The following is an 18,078-nucleotide window of genomic DNA, read 5'->3' as shown; positions in this document are numbered from 1 at the left end:
CTATCTATTGTTGGTCTTCAAAACGTACGATCTTATCCATTTAACTGGCCTTAATTAGGTAAGTTCGAGCAACCAAAAAACTTCATTCATACAATAAAAAAAGGACGACAAACGGAAGAAAACTGTCGATAAAAAAGGCCATTTTTCAGATAACAAGCGGATTTTGACGAACTATTGATAGAGATTGCGAACTTAATCACAACAGAACGGCAGATTAATTTTTAGCTGATTAATTAACACCATTTCTGCATGTGAGCGAGATCTCCGAACCTAGAAACCAAGCAAGAAACGTATATTTTAAATGGATCACCAGGTTAGTAATCACCAACACTCATTATTAACAAGGATATAAACTGCGACGCATATCAACGTTTATTTTTTGTCCCTCTACTGGTTAAAATTAGCCAAAATAACGTTTATAACGGAGAGCTCAGAGATTTTAACGTTTTTAACGGGAATCAAGTTTGATTATTTTATGGATAAGGTGTTTTCTTACTCCTGCCTAAGGCCTACAGGCCACTCTTGGCGAAACTCAATGTTGTAATGAGTAAGGCATGTACAAGAGGTAGGTCTTAGAGAGTGTTTATCAATTGATGACATTCAATTCCATTTAGTGAAATGAAAGCAAATAGTAAGGAACAGCTATGCTTGCCAATATTAAAAAAACAGCACTAGCAACAGCAATTATTGCAACGGCTACTACAGGTTTTGCATCGGTAGCTACTGCGGCTGAACGCAGTGAACTGACTATCCACCCTAAAGAGTTTACAACTTTCGTTCGTAACTTTAACCCTTTCTTGGGTGCAACTAACCTGCACACAACAACCGACTTTATTTACGAGCCGCTCGTTGTTTTTAACGAAATGCACGGTAATACGCCTGTATTTCGTCTAGCAGAAAACTTTACCATGGCTGATGACCTGATGAGCGTAACCTTCGATATCCGTAAGGGCGTAAAATGGTCTGATGGCAAAGCGTTTACCGCTGATGATGTTGTTTACTCTTTCAACCTAGTTAAAGAGAAGCCAGAGCTAGACCAATCTGGTATCAACTCTTGGGTGACTGGCGTAGAAAAAGTTAACGACTACCAAGTTAAATTCCGTCTAAGCGAAGCAAACTCAAACGTTCCTTACGAAATTGCGAAAGTACCCGTCGTACCTAAGCACGTATGGAGCAAAGTAAAAGATCCAGCAACATTCACAAACGAAAATCCAGTAGGCAGTGGTCCATTTACCGAAATCGACACTTTCACACCGCAGCTATATATCCAGTGTGAGAACCCGAATTATTGGGATGCAGACAACCTAGATGTAGACTGTCTGCGTGTGCCGCAAATCGCGAACAACGACCAATTCTTGGGCAAAATCGTTAACGGCGAAATGGACTGGACGTCTTCATTCGTACCAGACATCGACCGTACGTACGCTGCAGCAAGTCCGAATCACCACTACTGGTACCCACCAGCGGGTACTCAAGCATTTGTAGTGAACTTCAAAAACCCAGACGCTGCGAAAAACGAAGCGCTAACTAACGTTGACTTCCGTCGTGCGTTCTCTATGGCGCTAGACCGTCAAACTATTATTGATATCGCTTTCTACGGCGGCGGTACAGTGAACGACTTCGCATCTGGCCTTGGCTACGCATTCGAAGCTTGGTCTGATGAAGAGACGCACAACAAGTACAAAGGCTACAACACATACAACGCGGAAGGTGCGAAAAAGCTTCTAGCTAAAGCTGGCTTCAAAGATGTAAACAAAGATGGCTTTGTGGATACACCATCTGGCAAGTCTTTCGAGCTTCTAATTCAATCACCAAACGGTTGGACTGACTTCAACAACACAGTACAACTAGCCGTTGAGCAACTAGCAGAAGTGGGCATTAAAGCTCGTGCTCGTACACCGGACTTCTCGGTATACAACCAAGCAATGCTAGAAGGTACTTACGACGTTGCTTACACCAACTACTTCCACGGTGCAGATCCACACTTGTACTGGGATAGTGGCTACAACTCGAAGCTACAAGCTGGTGACGGCATGCCTCGCTTTGCAATGCACTTCTACAAGAACGATAAGCTAGACGGTCTTCTTAACAGCTTCTACAAGACAGCAGATAAGCAAGAACAGCTAGAGATCGCTCATGGCATTCAGAAGATCATTGCTCAGGACCAAGTAACTATTCCTGTGCTATCTGGCGCGTACATGTACCAATACAACACAACTCGCTTCACTGGTTGGTGGAACGAAGAAAACCCTAAGGGCCGTCCAAACATTTGGGCAGGTATCCCAGAGCGTCTACTTCACGTACTGGACCTAAAACCAGTTAAATAAGTAGAAGTTCATTTCAAGCGGCATACATCCCGTGTGCCGCCTATAAAAATCCCTTGTTAACGAAACCAATATGTGGCGCTCGTCGTCAGGGGATTTTTCGCTCTAAATTTCGCTAGGAGCGACCTGAAACCAGAAACAGGGAAAAAATCTGGGTGAGTAAGGTGTGAGTTATGGGTTATTTTTTAAGACGTTTGTCGTTCTATCTTGTCGCGCTCTTAGTTGCAGCGACGTTAAACTTTATTATTCCGCGAGCAATGCCTGGTGACCCAGTTACCATGATGTTTGCTAATGCTTCAGTACAGGTGACTCCAGAACGAATCGCAGCAATGAAAGAACTGCTCGGTTTCGTTGATGGGCCAATTTACATTCAGTACTTCTCGTACATTAAAAACATTCTAAGTTGGGAATTGGGCACCTCAATCCAGTTCTACCCACTTTCAGTTAATTCTTTACTAGGTAGTGCATTTGGCTGGTCACTATTTCTAGCTGGTACTGCGGTTGTACTTTCTTTCTCCATCGCTTCTGTCCTAGGTATTTTTGCCGCCTGGAAGCGCGGTAGTAAGTACGATGCATTCGTAACGCCTGGCACATTGATCATTCAAGCTATTCCACAAATGGTTATCGCAATGTTAGCGCTGTTTACCTTTGCGATTGGCCTGAAATGGTTCCCATCTGGCTATGCTTACACGCCAGGTACTATTCCTGATTGGACAAGCTGGGAGTTCATCAAGAACGTGGGTTACCACGCTGTACTACCTCTATTCTGTGCAACCATCGTTCAAATTGGTGGCTTCCTAGTTAACATGCGTAACAACATGATCAACCTTCTCGCCGAAGACTATATCACGATGGCTAAAGGTAAAGGGCTGAGTGAAAACCGCGTCGTCTTTAATTACGCCGCACGTAACGCACTACTTCCAAGTGTTACCGCACTGTCTATGTCTTTAGGTATGGCCATTGGAGGTCAATTAATCATCGAGATGATTTTCAACTACCCAGGCCTAGGTACTGTTCTATTGAACGCAATTCACGCTCGTGACTACCAAGTACTTCAAGGTCAGTTAATTATCATGACGATGTTCATGCTGTGCTTCAACTTAATGGCTGACATGCTGTACATGATTCTAGACCCTCGCCTACGTACGGGAGGCAAATAATCATGAAAGAACTATTCAAACTTATTTTAGGTAACGCATTTGCTCGCATTGGTCTTGGCATTGTTACGCTGTTCGTGTTCGTTGCGATTGCCGCTCCTTTACTTACAAAGCATGCGCCAGACAAGCGAACCGGTAACCCACACGAATACCCAAGCTTTGTTGTAAAACAGGCACAAAACAATCCTGATGGTTGGGTCGCTAAAAACCTAGCAGACGATCGTCGTACGCTGATTATGTCTAAAAAGGCCGACCACGTATTAGGTACTAGCCGAATGGGTCGCGATATCTGGTCGCAGGTGGCTTACGGTGCACGAGTATCACTGGGTGTAGGCTTTGGTGCTGGCATCATCGTGTGTTTCTTAGCAACAGTCATTGGTATATCGGCAGGTTACTTCGGCGGTAAAGTGGATGACATATTGAGTGCCGCAATGAACATCATGTTAGTAATTCCGCAGTATCCATTGCTATTCGTGCTGGCGGCCTTTATCGGTGAAGCAGGCCCACTCACCATTGCCTTGATTATCGCTGGTACTTCTTGGGCATGGGGTGCACGTGTTGTCCGCTCTCAAACTATGGCACTACGCGAGAAAGAGTTCGTTAAAGCTGCCGAAGTATTGGGAGAGTCTTCATTCCGCATCATCTTCGTTGAGATTTTACCAAACCTTATCCCGATTGTCGGTGCGAGCTTCATTGGCTCAGTAATGCTGGCGATCAACACTGAAGCGGTCATTTCGTTCCTAGGTTTGGGTGATGCCAACACGATCAGTTGGGGCATCATGCTTTACAACGTGCAAACCTCATCAGCCATGCTGATTGGCGCATGGTGGGAAGTCCTAGCACCGTGTATTGCCCTAACACTACTGGTTACTGGTCTTGCTCTGTTGAACTTTGCCGTTGACGAAATTGCGAACCCTCAACTTCGTTCTCACAAAGGCATGAAACGCTGGAAAAAACTAGCAGCAAAAGACAAGAAAGAGCGTGAGCCTGAACTGGCACCACAAAATGCACTATGGAGCGGAGATAAATAATCATGACTGCACCACTAATTTCCATCCGTAACCTATGCGTAGACTACATCACAGACGCGGGCGATGTCCGCGCCTGTAACAACGTGAGCTTCGACATTGCACCAGGTGAAGTATTCGGTCTGGCTGGTGAATCTGGCTGTGGTAAGTCCACTGTTGCCTTCTCACTAATGCGCCTTCATAAGCCACCAGCGTTTATCACAGGTGGTGAGGTTATCTTCAACGGTGAAGATATCCTTCAGTACAGCGATGATCGCATGCAAGCGTTCCGCTGGAGTGAAATGTCGATGGTATTCCAGAGTGCGATGAACGCTTTGAACCCTGTTCTAACCATGGAAGAGCAGTTCTGTGACGTCATCATGCGTCATACTAATATGACTCGCGCTCAAGCAAAAACACGCGCTGAAGGTCTGCTGGAAATCGTTGATATCCACCCTAGCCGATTGAGTGATTACCCGCACCAGTTCTCTGGTGGTATGCGTCAACGTCTAGTAATCGCAATCGCTTTGGCTCTGAACCCAAAAATGATCATCATGGACGAACCGACTACCGCATTGGATGTAGTGGTTCAACGTGAAATTCTACAAAAAATTTACGCGCTTAAAGAAGAGTTTGGTTTCTCAATTCTGTTCATCACACATGACTTGTCATTGATGGTCGAGTTCTCGGATCGTATCGGCATCATGTACTCAGGTGAGTTGATTGAAGTCGCGCCTTCTAAGCAAATTCTGGAAAGTCCTTACCACCCTTACACCAAAGGTTTGGGTAGCTCTTTCCCTCCACTAACTGGACCAAAGACCAAATTGACTGGTATTCCAGGTAACCCGTTGAACTTGCTAGAAGTACCACGGGGCTGCCGCTTCCAAGCTCGTTGCGATCGCGTACATGAAGCATGTACACGTGTACCAACCCAATTACGTCAAATTGAACCAGGTCGCCTCTCAAATTGCCATTTGTACGGCGACACCATTGCTCAAGCTAAGGTTTAACAACAAAAAAACGCTAGCTAAGAACAAAAATTACACTGGAGAGAATTATGAGCAAACAATTCGGCGAACTGCTGATTGAGGGTAAAAATGTCGTTAAGGACTTCCCTTTAAACAGTAACTCAATCAAACAATCTAAGATGCGCGCAATCAACGACGTCTCTTTCAAAATGTACAAGAGCCGCGGCTTGTCAGTGGTAGGTGAATCTGGTTCAGGTAAGTCTACTACTGCAAAAATGATTGCAAAAATGTACGCACCAACCGATGGCATCATTGAATACAAAGGTCGTGATATCCAAGACATCACCTCTCGTCACGATTTAATGACCTACCGTGAAGGTGTACAAATGGTGTGGCAAGACCCGTTTGGCTCGCTAAACCCAACGCACAATATCTTCCACCATATTGCGCGCCCGCTGCTGATTCATAAGAAAGTAGCACCGGGCAACAAGAAAGAACTGGAAGAGCGTGTGTACGACCTACTTGAACAAGTTGGTCTTATTCCACCAAAAGAAACGGCGCAAAAGTTCCCGCACCAGCTATCTGGCGGTCAGCGTCAACGTGTAAACCTAGCTCGTAACATCGCAGTTGGTGCAGAAGTGGTATTGGCGGATGAGCCAACATCGATGCTCGATGTATCAATCCGTGCCGGTGTTCTGAACTTGATGGAAGAGATGAAGTTCGAGAAACAAATGTCTCTGCTTTACATCACTCACGACATCGCAACAGCGCGTTACATTGCTGAAGATCTCGCGGTCATGTACGTAGGTCACATGGTTGAATGGGGCGATACTGAAGAAATCATTCACGATCCTCAACACCCATATACGCAACTGTTGGTATCTGCGGTTCCAGATCCATCGAAGTCTATTCACGAGAAACTGAAAGGCAACAAAGGGGAAATCCCACTTTGGACACCAGAATCTGTCGGCTGTCCATTTGCTGGACGTTGTGTACACGCTACCGACAAATGTCGCGAACGACTACCGGGCGTCACTCAACTGTCCGACAACCACTTTGTCCGCTGTTACTTATTTGAAGATTAATCATAACGAGGGTCAGGTTCAGCCTGGCCCATTCCTGTTTTTATCGTTTCCCGGAGACATTGAATGCTGCTACTGACTAACCACATTGGTTATGAACGTCTGGGCCCAAAGAAAGCCATTATCCAGACCGAACAACCACACTTGTCTTCTTACACTGCTCAATTGATTTGTGCCACTAGCGAGCAAACCGTGGCAACTTTTGCGGTTGAAGAACAAGGTAAAGTGGCGAACTGGCATCAGGGCTATTTCTACCTCATCGACTTTTCCTCTTTCACAACGTCAGGTGACTATTTCTTGCAAGTAGAAGATACGCGCTCTTCCTCTTTCATCGTTGGCGAACACATTCTGTTGGATCAAACTTTGTCAGATGTGATCCACTACTTCAAATCGCAACGTTGCGGCGGGATCTTCGATCAACAAGATCGACAACTTCCAGTACTAAACTCCAATAAAAAGGTTGATGTACACGGCGGCTGGTACGACGCATCAGGAGACGTTAGCAAGTATTTAAGTCACCTTTCATACGCGAATTATTTGAATCCTCAACAAACCCCAATGGTGGTTTGGAACATCCTAAAAGGGGTTTCATTGCTTGAAGGAAGCGAAGACATTGCAGCTTTCACACGTACACGTCTGATTGAAGAAGCCCTGTTCGGTGCAGACTTTCTTGTGCGTATGCAAAACGAAAAAGGCTTTTTCTACATGACGGTCTTTGACAAGTGGAGCAAAGATACTGCGCAACGCGAGATTTGCGCGTACGAAACTCAACTTGGTCACAAATTTGACGACTATCAAGCAGGCTTTCGACAAGGTGGCGGTGTCGCCATTGCAGCGCTAGCGGCAGCGTCGCGTTTAAGTGTTCACGGTGAATACGATCAACAAAAATACCGCAACGCTGCCGAAAATGGTTACTGGCACTTAAAAGAGCACAATACGCAGTACCTCAATGATGGGGAAGAAAACATTATCGACGAATACTGTGCGCTACTGGCTTGTGTAGAACTGTTTAAAGCAACCAAAGAAACTCGCTACTTGGAAGAGAGCCGTTTCTGGGCGCAACGTTTAGTTGCACGCCAAATGAGCGACGAACAGATTCAACACTTTTGGTCAGCAAACCAAGACGGCAGCCGTCCATATTTTCACGCAGCCGAAGCTGGCCTACCAGTTATTGCCCTATGCGAATATCTATTAATTGAAGACGACTCAGCACGAGCGGAATCGGTAAAACGTATCGTCAACCTAGCGTGTGAGTTTGAGATCACAATATCGAATAAAGTGATCAACCCATTCGGTTACCCTCGCCAATATGTTAAAGGCGTAAATGAGTCAAAACGCGAGGCATTTTTTGTCGCACAAAACAATGAATCTGGCTATTGGTGGCAAGGCGAGAATGCTCGACTGGGCTCACTCGCGACCATGGCGTACCTTGCTCAACCGCATATAGCGTCGCAAGAAGTACAGCAACAACTTTCTGTGTTTGCTCAAGATGCATTGAACTGGGTTGTAGGCTTAAACCCATACGACATGTGCATGCTAGATGGCCATGGTCGTAACAACCCTGATTACCTCCCTCAATATGGTTTCTTCAACGCAAAAGGTGGCGTGTGTAACGGAATCACTGGCGGCTTTGAAGACGAGGAAGACATTGCATTTAACCCACCAGCACAAAAAGAAGACGTGTTACAAAACTGGCGCTGGGGCGAACAATGGATCCCGCATGGCGCTTGGTACTTACTCGCGATAATGAGTCAAGCTCAGCATGTTTCTCAGTTGGCGACCTCTAAAAATATGAAGGAAGAATAATCATGGGAATGTATTTTGTCGGTATCGATGGTGGCGGCACGTCATGTCGAGCCAGGATTAAAGATTCACAAGGTAATTTTCTTGGCGAGGCCAAAAGCGGCAGTGCCAACATCATGCTAGGTGCTGAAATAGCAATGGCTTCGATTCTTGAATCCATCACTTCGGCTACCGAGCAAGGCGGTCTGACACAACAAGATTTCGCGTCGATGCACGTCGGCTTAGCCCTTGCTGGCGCAGAGCACAAAGCATCTTGGCAAGCCTTCATGTCTCTTCCTCATCCATTTGCCAGTATGACTCTGAATACCGATGCTTACGGTGCGTGCGTTGGTGCGCACAATGGCGAAGATGGCGCAATCATGATTGCGGGAACCGGTTCTTGTGGCATCTACCTTAACGGATTGGAGCAACATGTTGTCGGTGGTCGTGAGTTCCCTATTTCGGATCAAGGTGGCGGCGCAGCGATGGGGCTACGCCTAGTTCAGCAAGTTTTGTTAGCTGAAGATGGCATCAGAGAAAAAACGCCCCTAGCACAACACGTTATGACGCATTTCGAAAATGAGGTCGACAACGTGGTGGCGTGGTCAAAACAGGCGCTTCCTCGTGATTATGGGCAGTTTTCTCCGGCTATTTTCCAACATGCGGAACAAGGCGATGCACTGGCCATTGAAATGCTGAAGCAAACCGCAGCGGATATAGAAATGTTTCTCGTGGCATTAAACAAGCGCGGCGCAACACGTATTTGTTTAATGGGCAGCATAGCTGAACGCATTGTACGTTGGCTTTCACCACCAGTTCAGCAATGGATTGTTGAGCCACAGTTTGACGCGATTGAAGGCGCAATTATGTTTGCTGGCAAACCAGAACATAACCTTTACTCGCTCAGTGCGGCGTAGGAGTAGATATGGAATATCGTGTTGATCTCGTAGTCCTTTCTGAGCAGAAACAAAACTGCCGCTTTGGCCTCACCTTTCATAACTTGAGCGACCAAGACCTAAACAGCTGGAGCTTAACTTTCGCTTTCGATCGTTACATTCTTCCAGACAGCGTTTCAAATGGTCAACTGACTCAAATTGGTAGTTTTTGCACACTTAAGCCAGAAGGGGTGGTACTGGCTGCCAACCATCACTATTACTGTGAATTCAGTATTGGTTCGAACCCATTCCGTTATTACTCGGATGGCTTTAACGAAGCGATGATCAACTTTGTCGTTGATGGAAACCCACAGCGCGCACAAGTGGATGTCACGCCTATCGTATTAGCTTCACCATACCGTGAACGCAGTGAGATTCCTGCAAGTTTAACCCATGCACAGCCCTTGCTGCCAAAACCAAACCATATTGAGGTCAGCGATCACTATTTTAGCTTTGATCATCATGCTGGCGTCGCGGTTTATTCAAGCCTGGCCAATTCAGCTAAAGAATGGCTACTTGATGAGCTTAAGCGCATTCACCAATTTGAGTTCGCATCAGACAATGGCAGTCAGATCATCTTCAAAGGCAACCCAACCTTGGATGAAGGCGCTTACAAACTGAAAGTAGCCGAAGAGTCAATCAAAATTGAAGCAGGATCTTCGTCTGGTTTTACCCATGCTTGTGCAACGTTATTACAACTAATCAAAGTTGGCGATCAACCTAACTCAATGGAAGTAGTTTGCTGTTCAATCAAGGACAGGCCACGTTTTCGTTACCGCGGTATGATGCTGGATTGTGCTCGTCATTTTCACTCCGTTGAGCAAGTCAAACGCTTGATCAACCAACTGGCTCATTACAAGTTCAATACGTTCCATTGGCATCTTACCGACGATGAGGGTTGGCGAATTGAAATCAAATCACTGCCTCAACTGACCGATATTGGTGCTTGGCGCGGATTGGATGAGATCAATGAACCACAGTACACACACTTTGATGAACGTTACGGCGGCTTCTACACACAAGAAGACATCAAAGACGTTATCGAATTTGCATCGCAACGCGGCATCACCATCATTCCTGAAATTGATGTACCTGGTCATTGCCGAGCCGCCATCAAGTCGTTACCACACCTATTGGTAGAAGCGGAAGATACCACCGAATACCGCAGTATTCAGCATTACAACGACAACGTCATTAACCCTGCTCTGCCGGGGAGTTATGAATTTATCGACAAAGTGCTAGAAGAGGTCTCTGCGCTTTTTCCTGCGCCTTACGTCCATATTGGTGCCGACGAAGTACCTAACGGCGTATGGTCAAAAAGCCCAGCATGCCAAGCACTAATGGAACAACTGGGTTACAGCGACTACAAAGATTTGCAAGGACACTTCTTGCGTTATGCCGAAGACAAACTTCGTAAATTGGGCAAACGCATGCTGGGCTGGGAAGAAGCTCAACACGGCGACAAAGTCAGTAAAGATACGGTGATCTACTCATGGCTAAGCGAAGAAGCGGCATTGAACTGTGCTCGCCAAGGCTTTGATGTGGTGCTGCAACCAGCACAAACCACTTACCTAGATATGACCCAAGACTACGCACCTGAAGAACCGGGCGTGGACTGGGCAAACCCACTGCCACTAGAAAAAGCTTACAACTACGAGCCGATCGCTGAAGTGCCTGCTGACGACCCAATACGTAAGCGCATTTGGGGCATTCAAACAGCATTATGGTGCGAAATTATCAATAACCAACCTCGCATGGACTACATGATCTTCCCTCGTTTAACTGCAATGGCAGAAGCATGTTGGACAGACAAACAACACCGAGATTGGACCGACTATTTATCACGCTTGAAAGGCCATCTACCTCTGCTTGATTTGCAGGGAGTGAATTACCGTAAACCGTGGAAGTAATACAAAACTGATGTCGAAACATCACGCTTGAAGAGTTTTTAAATTTTGGCTGCTGATGCAGCTTCGTAAAAAGGAAAGACACAAATGAAATACGGCTATTTCGATAACGAGAATCGCGAATACGTCATCACTCGCCCTGACGTACCAGCACCATGGACCAACTACCTAGGTACTGAGAAGTTCTGTACGGTTATCTCGCACAACGCGGGTGGCTACTCGTTCTACAACTCTCCAGAATACAACCGTGTTACTAAATTCCGTCCAAATGCGACATTCGATCGCCCAGGACACTACGTTTACTTGCGTGATGATGAGACAGGTGATTACTGGTCAATCTCTTGGCAACCAGTTGCGAAGAGCCTAGACGAAGCAAACTACGAAGTTCGTCACGGCTTGTCTTACTCTAAATTTAAGTGTGAGTACAACGGTATTGAAGCTGAAAAGACGCTATTCGTACCAAAAGGCGAAGACGCTGAAATCTGGGATGTAGTGATTAAAAACACCTCTGACAAACCACGTACGATCAGTGCATTCTCATTTGTTGAGTTCTCATTCAGCCACATTCAATCTGATAACCAAAACCATCAGATGTCTCTGTACTCGGCAGGTACAGCTTACAACGAAGGCGTGATCGAGTACGACCTGTACTACAACACCAACGATTTCGAAGGCTTCTACTACCTAGCTTCAACATTTGACCCAGATTCATACGACGGCCAACGTGACAGCTTCCTAGGCCTATACCGTGACGAAGCAAACCCGTTAGCGGTAGAACAAGGTAAGTGTTTCAATACAGCGCAAACTTGTTACAACCACTGTGGCTCTTTGCATAAGCAATTTACTATTCAGCCGGGTGAAGAAGTTCGCTTTGCTTACATTCTCGGTATCGGTAAAGGCAACGGAGAGCGTCTGCGTGCTAAGTACCAAGACCTTGCAGAAGTCGACAACGCATTTGCGGGTATCAAAGCACACTGGGATGAGCGTTGTGGCAAGTTCCAAGTGAAATCACCAAACGAAGGTCTAGATACCATGATCAACGCTTGGACGTTATACCAAGCGGAAACGTGTGTGGTGTGGTCTCGCTTTGCTTCATTCATCGAGGTGGGAGGCCGTACTGGTCTTGGTTACCGCGATACAGCGCAAGATGCAATCTCAGTTCCTCACGCTAACCCAGCAATGACGCGCAAACGTATCGTTGACCTACTGCGCGGCCAAGTAAAAGCGGGCTACGGTCTACACCTATTCGATCCAGATTGGTTTGATCCAGAAAAAGCGGATGTTAAACCATCTAAATCTCCAACCGTAGTTCCAACACCTTCTGATGAAGACAAAATTCACGGCATCGAAGACACCTGTTCTGATGATCACCTATGGCTAGTTCCAACCATCTGTAAGTACGTGATGGAAACCGGTGAGCACAGCTTCTTCGACGAAGTGATCCCTTACGCCGACGGTGGCGATGCAACGGTTTATGACCACATGAAAGCCGCGCTAGACTTCTCGGCTGAATACGTAGGTCAAACCGGTATCTGTAAAGGTCTGCGTGCAGACTGGAACGACTGTCTGAACCTAGGTGGCGGCGAATCTTCAATGGTGTCGTTCCTACATTTCTGGGCACTGCAGGAGTTCATCGACCTAGCGAAATACCTAGGTAAGGAAGCCGACGTTGAAAAATACACCGAGATGGCAGCGAACGTGCGTGAAGCGTGTGAAACACACCTTTGGGACGAAGAAGGCGGCTGGTATATCCGTGGTCTAACGAAAAACGGCGAAAAGATCGGTACAGCGCAACAAAAAGAAGGTCGTGTACACCTAGAGTCAAACACACTTGCGGTACTTTCTGGTGCGGTATCTCAAGAGCGCGGCGAAAAAGCGATGGACGCTGTCGATGAGAACCTATTCTCTGAATACGGCCTCCACCTAAACTCACCATCTTTTGCAACACCGAATGATGATATCGGCTTCGTAACTCGTGTTTACCAAGGCGTAAAAGAGAACGGTGCGATATTCTCGCATCCAAACCCATGGGCTTGGGTAGCTGAAGCGAAACTGGGTCGTGGTGATCGTGCAATGAAGTTCCACGATGCGCTAAACCCATACAACCAGAACGACATCATCGAAAAACGTATTGCAGAACCATACTCATACGTTCAGTTCATCATGGGTCGTGACCACCAAGACCACGGTCGTGCAAACCACCCATGGTTAACAGGTACGTCAGGCTGGGCTTACTTCGCTGTTACCAACTTTATTCTTGGTGTGCGTACAGGCTTCGATGGCCTAACTATCGATCCATGTATCCCAACGAACTGGCCTGGTTTCGAAGTGACTCGCCAATGGCTAGGAGCAACGTACAACATCAAAGTCGTTAACCCAGACTCAGTAAGCAAAGGCGTTAAGTCGATTACCGTGAACGGTGAAGCTGTAAATGGTGCATCTGTACCAGTTCAAGCGGAAGGTTCAGTAAACGAAGTTATCGTTACTCTAGGTTAATCATCTTTTGGGGGAGTCCTTCTCCCCTTTTGATTTATCCGGTGCATTTATGTTTTACAAGTGCATCGGTTCGCTAGCAAAGATTTAAGACGCGGTGGGATGCCGCTCTTATCGAGGATCGAATCATGATCAAATTTGGTACAGGCGGTTGGCGTGCATTTATTGGTGAGGAGTTCACCAAAGATAACGTACGCTTGGTTGCCCAAGCAGTTGCAAACATCACGAATAACGAATCGGTTGCTGATCGCGGTTTTGTGATTGGCTATGACCGTCGTTTTCTTTCCGATAAAGCAGGTCGTTGGTTCGCTGAAGTTCTAGCAGCAAACGGCATTATGGTTAGCTTTATCGACAAATTTGTCCCAACACCTATCGTAATGTTTAAAGCGAAAGAAATGGGCTGCGCATACTCGGCATGTATTACCGCATCACACAACCCTGCCGATTACAACGGCATTAAAGTCTTCATTGAAGGCGGTCGTGACGCAGATGAAATCATCACCCAAAAAATCGAATCACAAATAGACGCGCTCACTGCGCAAGATGTAAAAAGCGTCGACTTTGAACAAGCGGTTGAAGATAAGCTGATTGAAATCATCAACCCGATGAACGAATTCGTTGACTCAATCATCGACTTTATCGACATCGAAGCGATCAAGAAGGCGAATTTACGTGTTTTGATCGACCCAATGTTTGGTGTCGCGAAAAACGCACTGCAAACCGTATTAATCAACGGCCGCTGTGACGTTGATGTGATTAACGATGGCAAAAACCCAGATTTCGGTGGGTTAATGCCTTCGCCAAGCGCTGCAACACTCTACCGTTTGATGCACCTAGTGAAAGAGCAAGGTTACGATATTGGCATCGGTACTGATGGCGATGCGGACCGTCTTGGTATTATCGACGAAAAAGGTAACTTCATTCATCCAAATGAAGTGCTACTGCTGCTTTACTACTACCTGCTTGAATACAAAGGCTGGAAAGGCTCCGTGGTACGTAACATCGCAACCACCCACCTTCTCGATAAAGTCGCCGAAGATCATGGCGAGAAATGCTTTGAGGTTCCTGTAGGCTTTAAGCACATCAGCTCCCAAATGGAAGCGGATGACTCACTGATTGGCGGGGAAAGCTCTGGTGGCCTAACCATTCGCGGCCACATCAAAGGTAAAGACGGCGTATTCGCATCAAGCCTATTGGTAGAAATGATTTCAGTAACCGGCAAGAAGCTGTCTGAGTTGCTGGATGAAATCTACGGCAAGTACGGCTATGCCTACATGGCAGAAGGCGATTGCAAGTTCAAACCAGCGCAAAAAGACGTACTGTTCAACAAGATTTATGTTGAAAAGAAGTTGCCTGAGTTTGAGTTTGAAATCGAAAAAGTCAGCTATGAAGATGGTGCGAAAGTCTACTTCAAAAACGGCGGTTGGATCATCGCTCGCTTCTCTGGCACTGAGCCACTGCTACGAATTTTTGCAGAGATGCAAGATAAGGACACTGCGGAACGTGTTCTTCAACAGTTTAAAGACTTCTTGTCTTTATAACTGAACTGTGCCCGCTTCGAGCACTATGATGAGAGTCGACGCTGTCTGAAAGGGCGCTCATCAACAGGAGAAGAGCACTTGCCCGGCCCCACTGCCGGGCTTTTTTATTGTATATTGGAAAGTCGTAAACGAGATAGCAAAGATACTCAGGAGCGTTAAGCAAATGCCAGGACGCCTTGCGTTTCAATTTTCACCGCGACGGACTCACCTATATTTAATGCTTGCGAAGCTGTAGCTAACAAACGGTCACCATTCGCGTTAATCACATAACGGCAGTGATCACCCATAAAATGCTGTTCCAATACGGTTACCGAACTATCTTCATCGGATTGAATTTGCACATGCTGCGGTCTTAGCAGTAAAGAGCACTCCGCCTGTACTGGAATATCTTGTTGAGCCGTGGCTTCAACCACGCCCAAGTGGGTTTCATATTCTGAATTCGAAACCCGTTTAGCAGCAAGGTAACTGCCACCACCTAAGAAATCAGCGACAAATTTACTTGAAGGCTGGTAGTAAAGCTCAGATGCTGTGCCATATTGCTCGATGACTCCATTGTTCATCACTGCCATTTTATCGGCGAAAGCAAAAGCCTCTTCACGGCTATGCGTAACAAAAATGGCAGTCACACCTTGGGCCTTAAAAATCTTACGGATCTCACTTATCAACTCATGGCGAACTTGCGTATCAATATTAGAAAACGGTTCATCCAGTAACAGTAAGTCTGGGCTGTAAGCTAATGAGCGAGCAATCGCAACACGCTGCTGCTGTCCACCAGACAATTGATGAGGATAACGATCGCCATAACCTTGAAGGTGCACGAGTTCTAACATTTCTTGAACTTTGGCATTTTTCTCTTTTGTCGAGCACTGCTTTAAGCCAAAGGCAATGTTTTGCTCCACCGTCAAGTGAGGAAAAAGTGCGTAATCTTGGAAAATCATCCCTATGTTACGCTGTTCTGGCGGCAACCAGTTTTCCCCATCATCAATTGTGACGCAATTTAGACTCATTTCGCCTGACGTTAACGGCAATAATCCCGCAACGGCCTTTAATAGTGTTGTTTTCCCACAACCACTTGCTCCTAGCAAACAGACAATCTGCCCTTGTTCTACCTCAAGAGACAATGATTCGAGTACGGTTTGATCGTCATATTGGCACGTTAGGTTTTTAATTGATAATGCACAGCTCATCAGTGATTTTGCTCCAGTGAACGGTTAACAACAACAAGCGGGATCAACCCAACAAGAACCAACAGAACCGCTGGCAAAGCGGCCAATTCTAAATGCTCATCCGAGGCGAAGTTATAAACGTATGTGGCTAGTGTTTCAAAGTTAAACGGACGAAGTAACAAAGCAGCATTAAGCTCTTTCATCGACTCGATAAACACTAATAAAGCCGCAATCAGTGCACCGCGCTTAACCAGCGGAAAGTGCACGCGCCATAGCATGACATTGGGCTTACAACCCATAGTGCGCGATGCCATATCTAACGACGGAGAAATTTTATTTAAATTACTTTCGATACTACCAATTGCCACCGCGGAAAAGCGCACAACCATGGCAAAAACCAGGGCGAACATGGAGCCAGAAAAAATAAGTCCCGGTCTTCCCCACTCCATGGCTTTAGCAACGTCGTTGACACGATGATCCATAAACAGCACAGCGACCATCACACCGATGGCTAGTACCGTTCCTGGTACTGCATAGCCCATAGAAGAAAGACGCATAAATGCCAAGCTTTCTCGTTTACCATTGACTCGATGGGTAAAGTTAACGATCAGTGCGACAGCAACACCAATAATCGCAGCAATAACAGACACAACTAAGCTGTTCCATGCGTATTCACGAAACTCTGAGGTCCAACTCTGCGCAAAATAAGTGATCGCATAATCAATCAGCTGTAGTAGCGGCAAAATAAACGCGACCGAAACCAAGCCCCAGCACCAAACTAGTGCGGTCCACTTTTTCCAGCCCGTCAACTCGTAACGAAAATCTTCGTGACTGTTAAATTGGCTTTGAAAAAGCTTTTGCTTACGGCGGCTGTATCGTTCGGCACTAAGAAGCAGTACTACAATGACGAGCATCATGGCAGAAATCTTGGCTGCCGCATTAAGATTAGAGTACCCCAACCAAGTATCGTAGACCGCTGTGGTTAACGTATTCACCGCGAAGTAACTTACCGTACCAAAGTCACCGATGGTCTCCATTGCGACCAATGATAAACCTACTGCGATAGAGGGTCTTACTAACGGCATCGAGATGCGCCAAAAGCTTTCCCATGGAGAGCACTTGAGCAAACGCGCGCTTTGCAATAAAGAGACATTTTGCTCCATAAACGCAGCCCGGCACAATAAATACACGTAAGGATACAACACCAAAGCCAACACAAAGGTCGCACCAGGCAACGTACGAATGTCAGGGAACCAATACTCGCCAGGTCCCCATCCGGTTACATCACGCAAAAAGATCTGAATCGGGCCTGCAAAATCAAACCAATCAGTAAAAATATAACCAATGATATAACCTGGCATTGCAAGAGGTAGCACCAATGCCCACTGCAACCATTTTTCGGTCGGCAGTTTACACATGGCCATTATCCAAGCGCTTGGAATACCAAGAATTAAGGACAGCACCATTACGCCAACAGTTAGCGCAACCGTGTTAAAAATATAAGTCGGCATGACCGTTGCCATTAAATGAGCAAACAAATCATCCGTTTCACCAATTGCGGTGTAGAAGATCGCTAAGATCGGCAAAACCAGTAGCAGAGTTATTACCCCACTACTGGTTTTCCATAAAGAGTGTTTATCTTTCATCGCCTAATTACTGCAAGGCTGTATGAAATACAAATGCTGTTGCAAATACATCTCATATCCTTTAATCAAA

At 46.2% G+C, this 18,078-nt stretch carries 12 protein-coding genes; 10 read left to right on the top strand and 2 right to left on the bottom strand.

The genetic code is table 11. The features are described from left to right. Nucleotides 1-644: 644 nt before the first annotated feature. The 10 genes from R7M72_RS10090 to R7M72_RS10045 all read left to right on the top strand — a co-directional run bounded on the left by R7M72_RS10090 (nucleotide 645) and on the right by R7M72_RS10045 (nucleotide 15,196). Nucleotides 645-2,327, top strand: coding sequence for an ABC transporter substrate-binding protein (locus R7M72_RS10090; RefSeq protein WP_005380037.1), 1,683 nt, complete (start codon nucleotides 645-647; stop codon nucleotides 2,325-2,327). Between the two features lie 170 nt (nucleotides 2,328-2,497). Continuing rightward, nucleotides 2,498-3,484: an ABC transporter permease gene (locus tag R7M72_RS10085; RefSeq protein ID WP_005380038.1), complete on the top strand. Its 987-nt coding sequence runs from the start codon at nucleotides 2,498-2,500 to the stop codon at nucleotides 3,482-3,484. 2 nt (nucleotides 3,485-3,486) lie between these two features. Beyond that, nucleotides 3,487-4,512 carry an ABC transporter permease gene (locus R7M72_RS10080; RefSeq protein ID WP_054579088.1) on the top strand — a complete coding sequence of 342 codons (1,026 nt, stop codon included), beginning with the start codon at nucleotides 3,487-3,489 and terminating at the stop codon, nucleotides 4,510-4,512. Nucleotides 4,513-4,514: 2 nt separating this feature from the next. Then, nucleotides 4,515-5,498: an ABC transporter ATP-binding protein gene (locus R7M72_RS10075; RefSeq protein WP_005380040.1), complete on the top strand. Its 984-nt coding sequence runs from the start codon at nucleotides 4,515-4,517 to the stop codon at nucleotides 5,496-5,498. A 47-nt stretch (nucleotides 5,499-5,545) separates the two neighbouring features. Continuing rightward, on the top strand, nucleotides 5,546-6,541 hold the full coding sequence (locus tag R7M72_RS10070; protein WP_005380041.1) for an ABC transporter ATP-binding protein: 996 nt from the start codon (nucleotides 5,546-5,548) through the stop codon (nucleotides 6,539-6,541). Between the two features lie 63 nt (nucleotides 6,542-6,604). Continuing rightward, nucleotides 6,605-8,344, top strand: a complete 1,740-nt coding sequence (locus R7M72_RS10065; protein WP_238843853.1) for a glycoside hydrolase family 9 protein — start codon at nucleotides 6,605-6,607, stop codon at nucleotides 8,342-8,344. A gap of 2 nt (nucleotides 8,345-8,346) precedes the next feature. Continuing rightward, nucleotides 8,347-9,237 (top strand): N-acetylglucosamine kinase, encoded by an 891-nt coding sequence (locus R7M72_RS10060; protein WP_318056158.1) that lies wholly within the window; start codon nucleotides 8,347-8,349, stop codon nucleotides 9,235-9,237. An 8-nt stretch (nucleotides 9,238-9,245) separates the two neighbouring features. Then, complete coding sequence (locus R7M72_RS10055; protein ID WP_318056157.1) at nucleotides 9,246-11,165, top strand: beta-N-acetylhexosaminidase; 1,920 nt, start codon at nucleotides 9,246-9,248, stop codon at nucleotides 11,163-11,165. An 84-nt stretch (nucleotides 11,166-11,249) separates the two neighbouring features. Beyond that, nucleotides 11,250-13,658: a GH36-type glycosyl hydrolase domain-containing protein gene (locus R7M72_RS10050; protein ID WP_318056156.1), complete on the top strand. Its 2,409-nt coding sequence runs from the start codon at nucleotides 11,250-11,252 to the stop codon at nucleotides 13,656-13,658. A 125-nt stretch (nucleotides 13,659-13,783) separates the two neighbouring features. Then, a complete protein-coding gene (locus R7M72_RS10045) occupies nucleotides 13,784-15,196 on the top strand; it encodes a phosphoglucomutase/phosphomannomutase family protein (protein ID WP_258484328.1) in 1,413 nt (470 codons plus the stop codon). Nucleotides 15,197-15,351: 155 nt separating this feature from the next. Here the strand turns inward: R7M72_RS10045 and R7M72_RS10040 are convergent, their stop codons facing one another. Then, complete coding sequence (locus R7M72_RS10040; protein ID WP_005380055.1) at nucleotides 15,352-16,383, bottom strand: ABC transporter ATP-binding protein; 1,032 nt, start codon at nucleotides 16,381-16,383, stop codon at nucleotides 15,352-15,354. Continuing rightward, nucleotides 16,383-18,008, bottom strand: coding sequence for an ABC transporter permease (locus R7M72_RS10035; protein WP_053304117.1), 1,626 nt, complete (start codon nucleotides 18,006-18,008; stop codon nucleotides 16,383-16,385). Before R7M72_RS10035 ends, R7M72_RS10040 begins: the two co-directional genes overlap by 1 nt. Nucleotides 18,009-18,078: the final 70 nt, after the last annotated feature.

It is taken from the genome of Vibrio sp. YT-18 (genome assembly GCF_033337345.1).
Lineage (GTDB): Bacteria > Pseudomonadota > Gammaproteobacteria > Enterobacterales > Vibrionaceae > Vibrio > Vibrio alginolyticus.
This window is presented reverse-complemented; position numbering and strand designations above follow the sequence as displayed.

What these genes read in the sequence shown, in the direction of transcription:
- R7M72_RS10090 (WP_005380037.1), top strand. Translation starts at nt 645, where the DNA reads ATGCTTGCCAATATTAAAAAAACAGCACTAGCAACAGCAATTATTGCA.
- R7M72_RS10035 (WP_053304117.1), bottom strand. Translation starts at nt 18,008, where the DNA reads ATGAAAGATAAACACTCTTTATGGAAAACCAGTAGTGGGGTAATAACT.
- R7M72_RS10055 (WP_318056157.1), top strand. Translation starts at nt 9,246, where the DNA reads ATGGAATATCGTGTTGATCTCGTAGTCCTTTCTGAGCAGAAACAAAAC.
- R7M72_RS10075 (WP_005380040.1), top strand. Translation starts at nt 4,515, where the DNA reads ATGACTGCACCACTAATTTCCATCCGTAACCTATGCGTAGACTACATC.
- R7M72_RS10060 (WP_318056158.1), top strand. Translation starts at nt 8,347, where the DNA reads ATGGGAATGTATTTTGTCGGTATCGATGGTGGCGGCACGTCATGTCGA.
- R7M72_RS10040 (WP_005380055.1), bottom strand. Translation starts at nt 16,383, where the DNA reads ATGAGCTGTGCATTATCAATTAAAAACCTAACGTGCCAATATGACGAT.
- R7M72_RS10080 (WP_054579088.1), top strand. Translation starts at nt 3,487, where the DNA reads ATGAAAGAACTATTCAAACTTATTTTAGGTAACGCATTTGCTCGCATT.
- R7M72_RS10065 (WP_238843853.1), top strand. Translation starts at nt 6,605, where the DNA reads ATGCTGCTACTGACTAACCACATTGGTTATGAACGTCTGGGCCCAAAG.
- R7M72_RS10045 (WP_258484328.1), top strand. Translation starts at nt 13,784, where the DNA reads ATGATCAAATTTGGTACAGGCGGTTGGCGTGCATTTATTGGTGAGGAG.
- R7M72_RS10050 (WP_318056156.1), top strand. Translation starts at nt 11,250, where the DNA reads ATGAAATACGGCTATTTCGATAACGAGAATCGCGAATACGTCATCACT.
- R7M72_RS10070 (WP_005380041.1), top strand. Translation starts at nt 5,546, where the DNA reads ATGAGCAAACAATTCGGCGAACTGCTGATTGAGGGTAAAAATGTCGTT.
- R7M72_RS10085 (WP_005380038.1), top strand. Translation starts at nt 2,498, where the DNA reads ATGGGTTATTTTTTAAGACGTTTGTCGTTCTATCTTGTCGCGCTCTTA.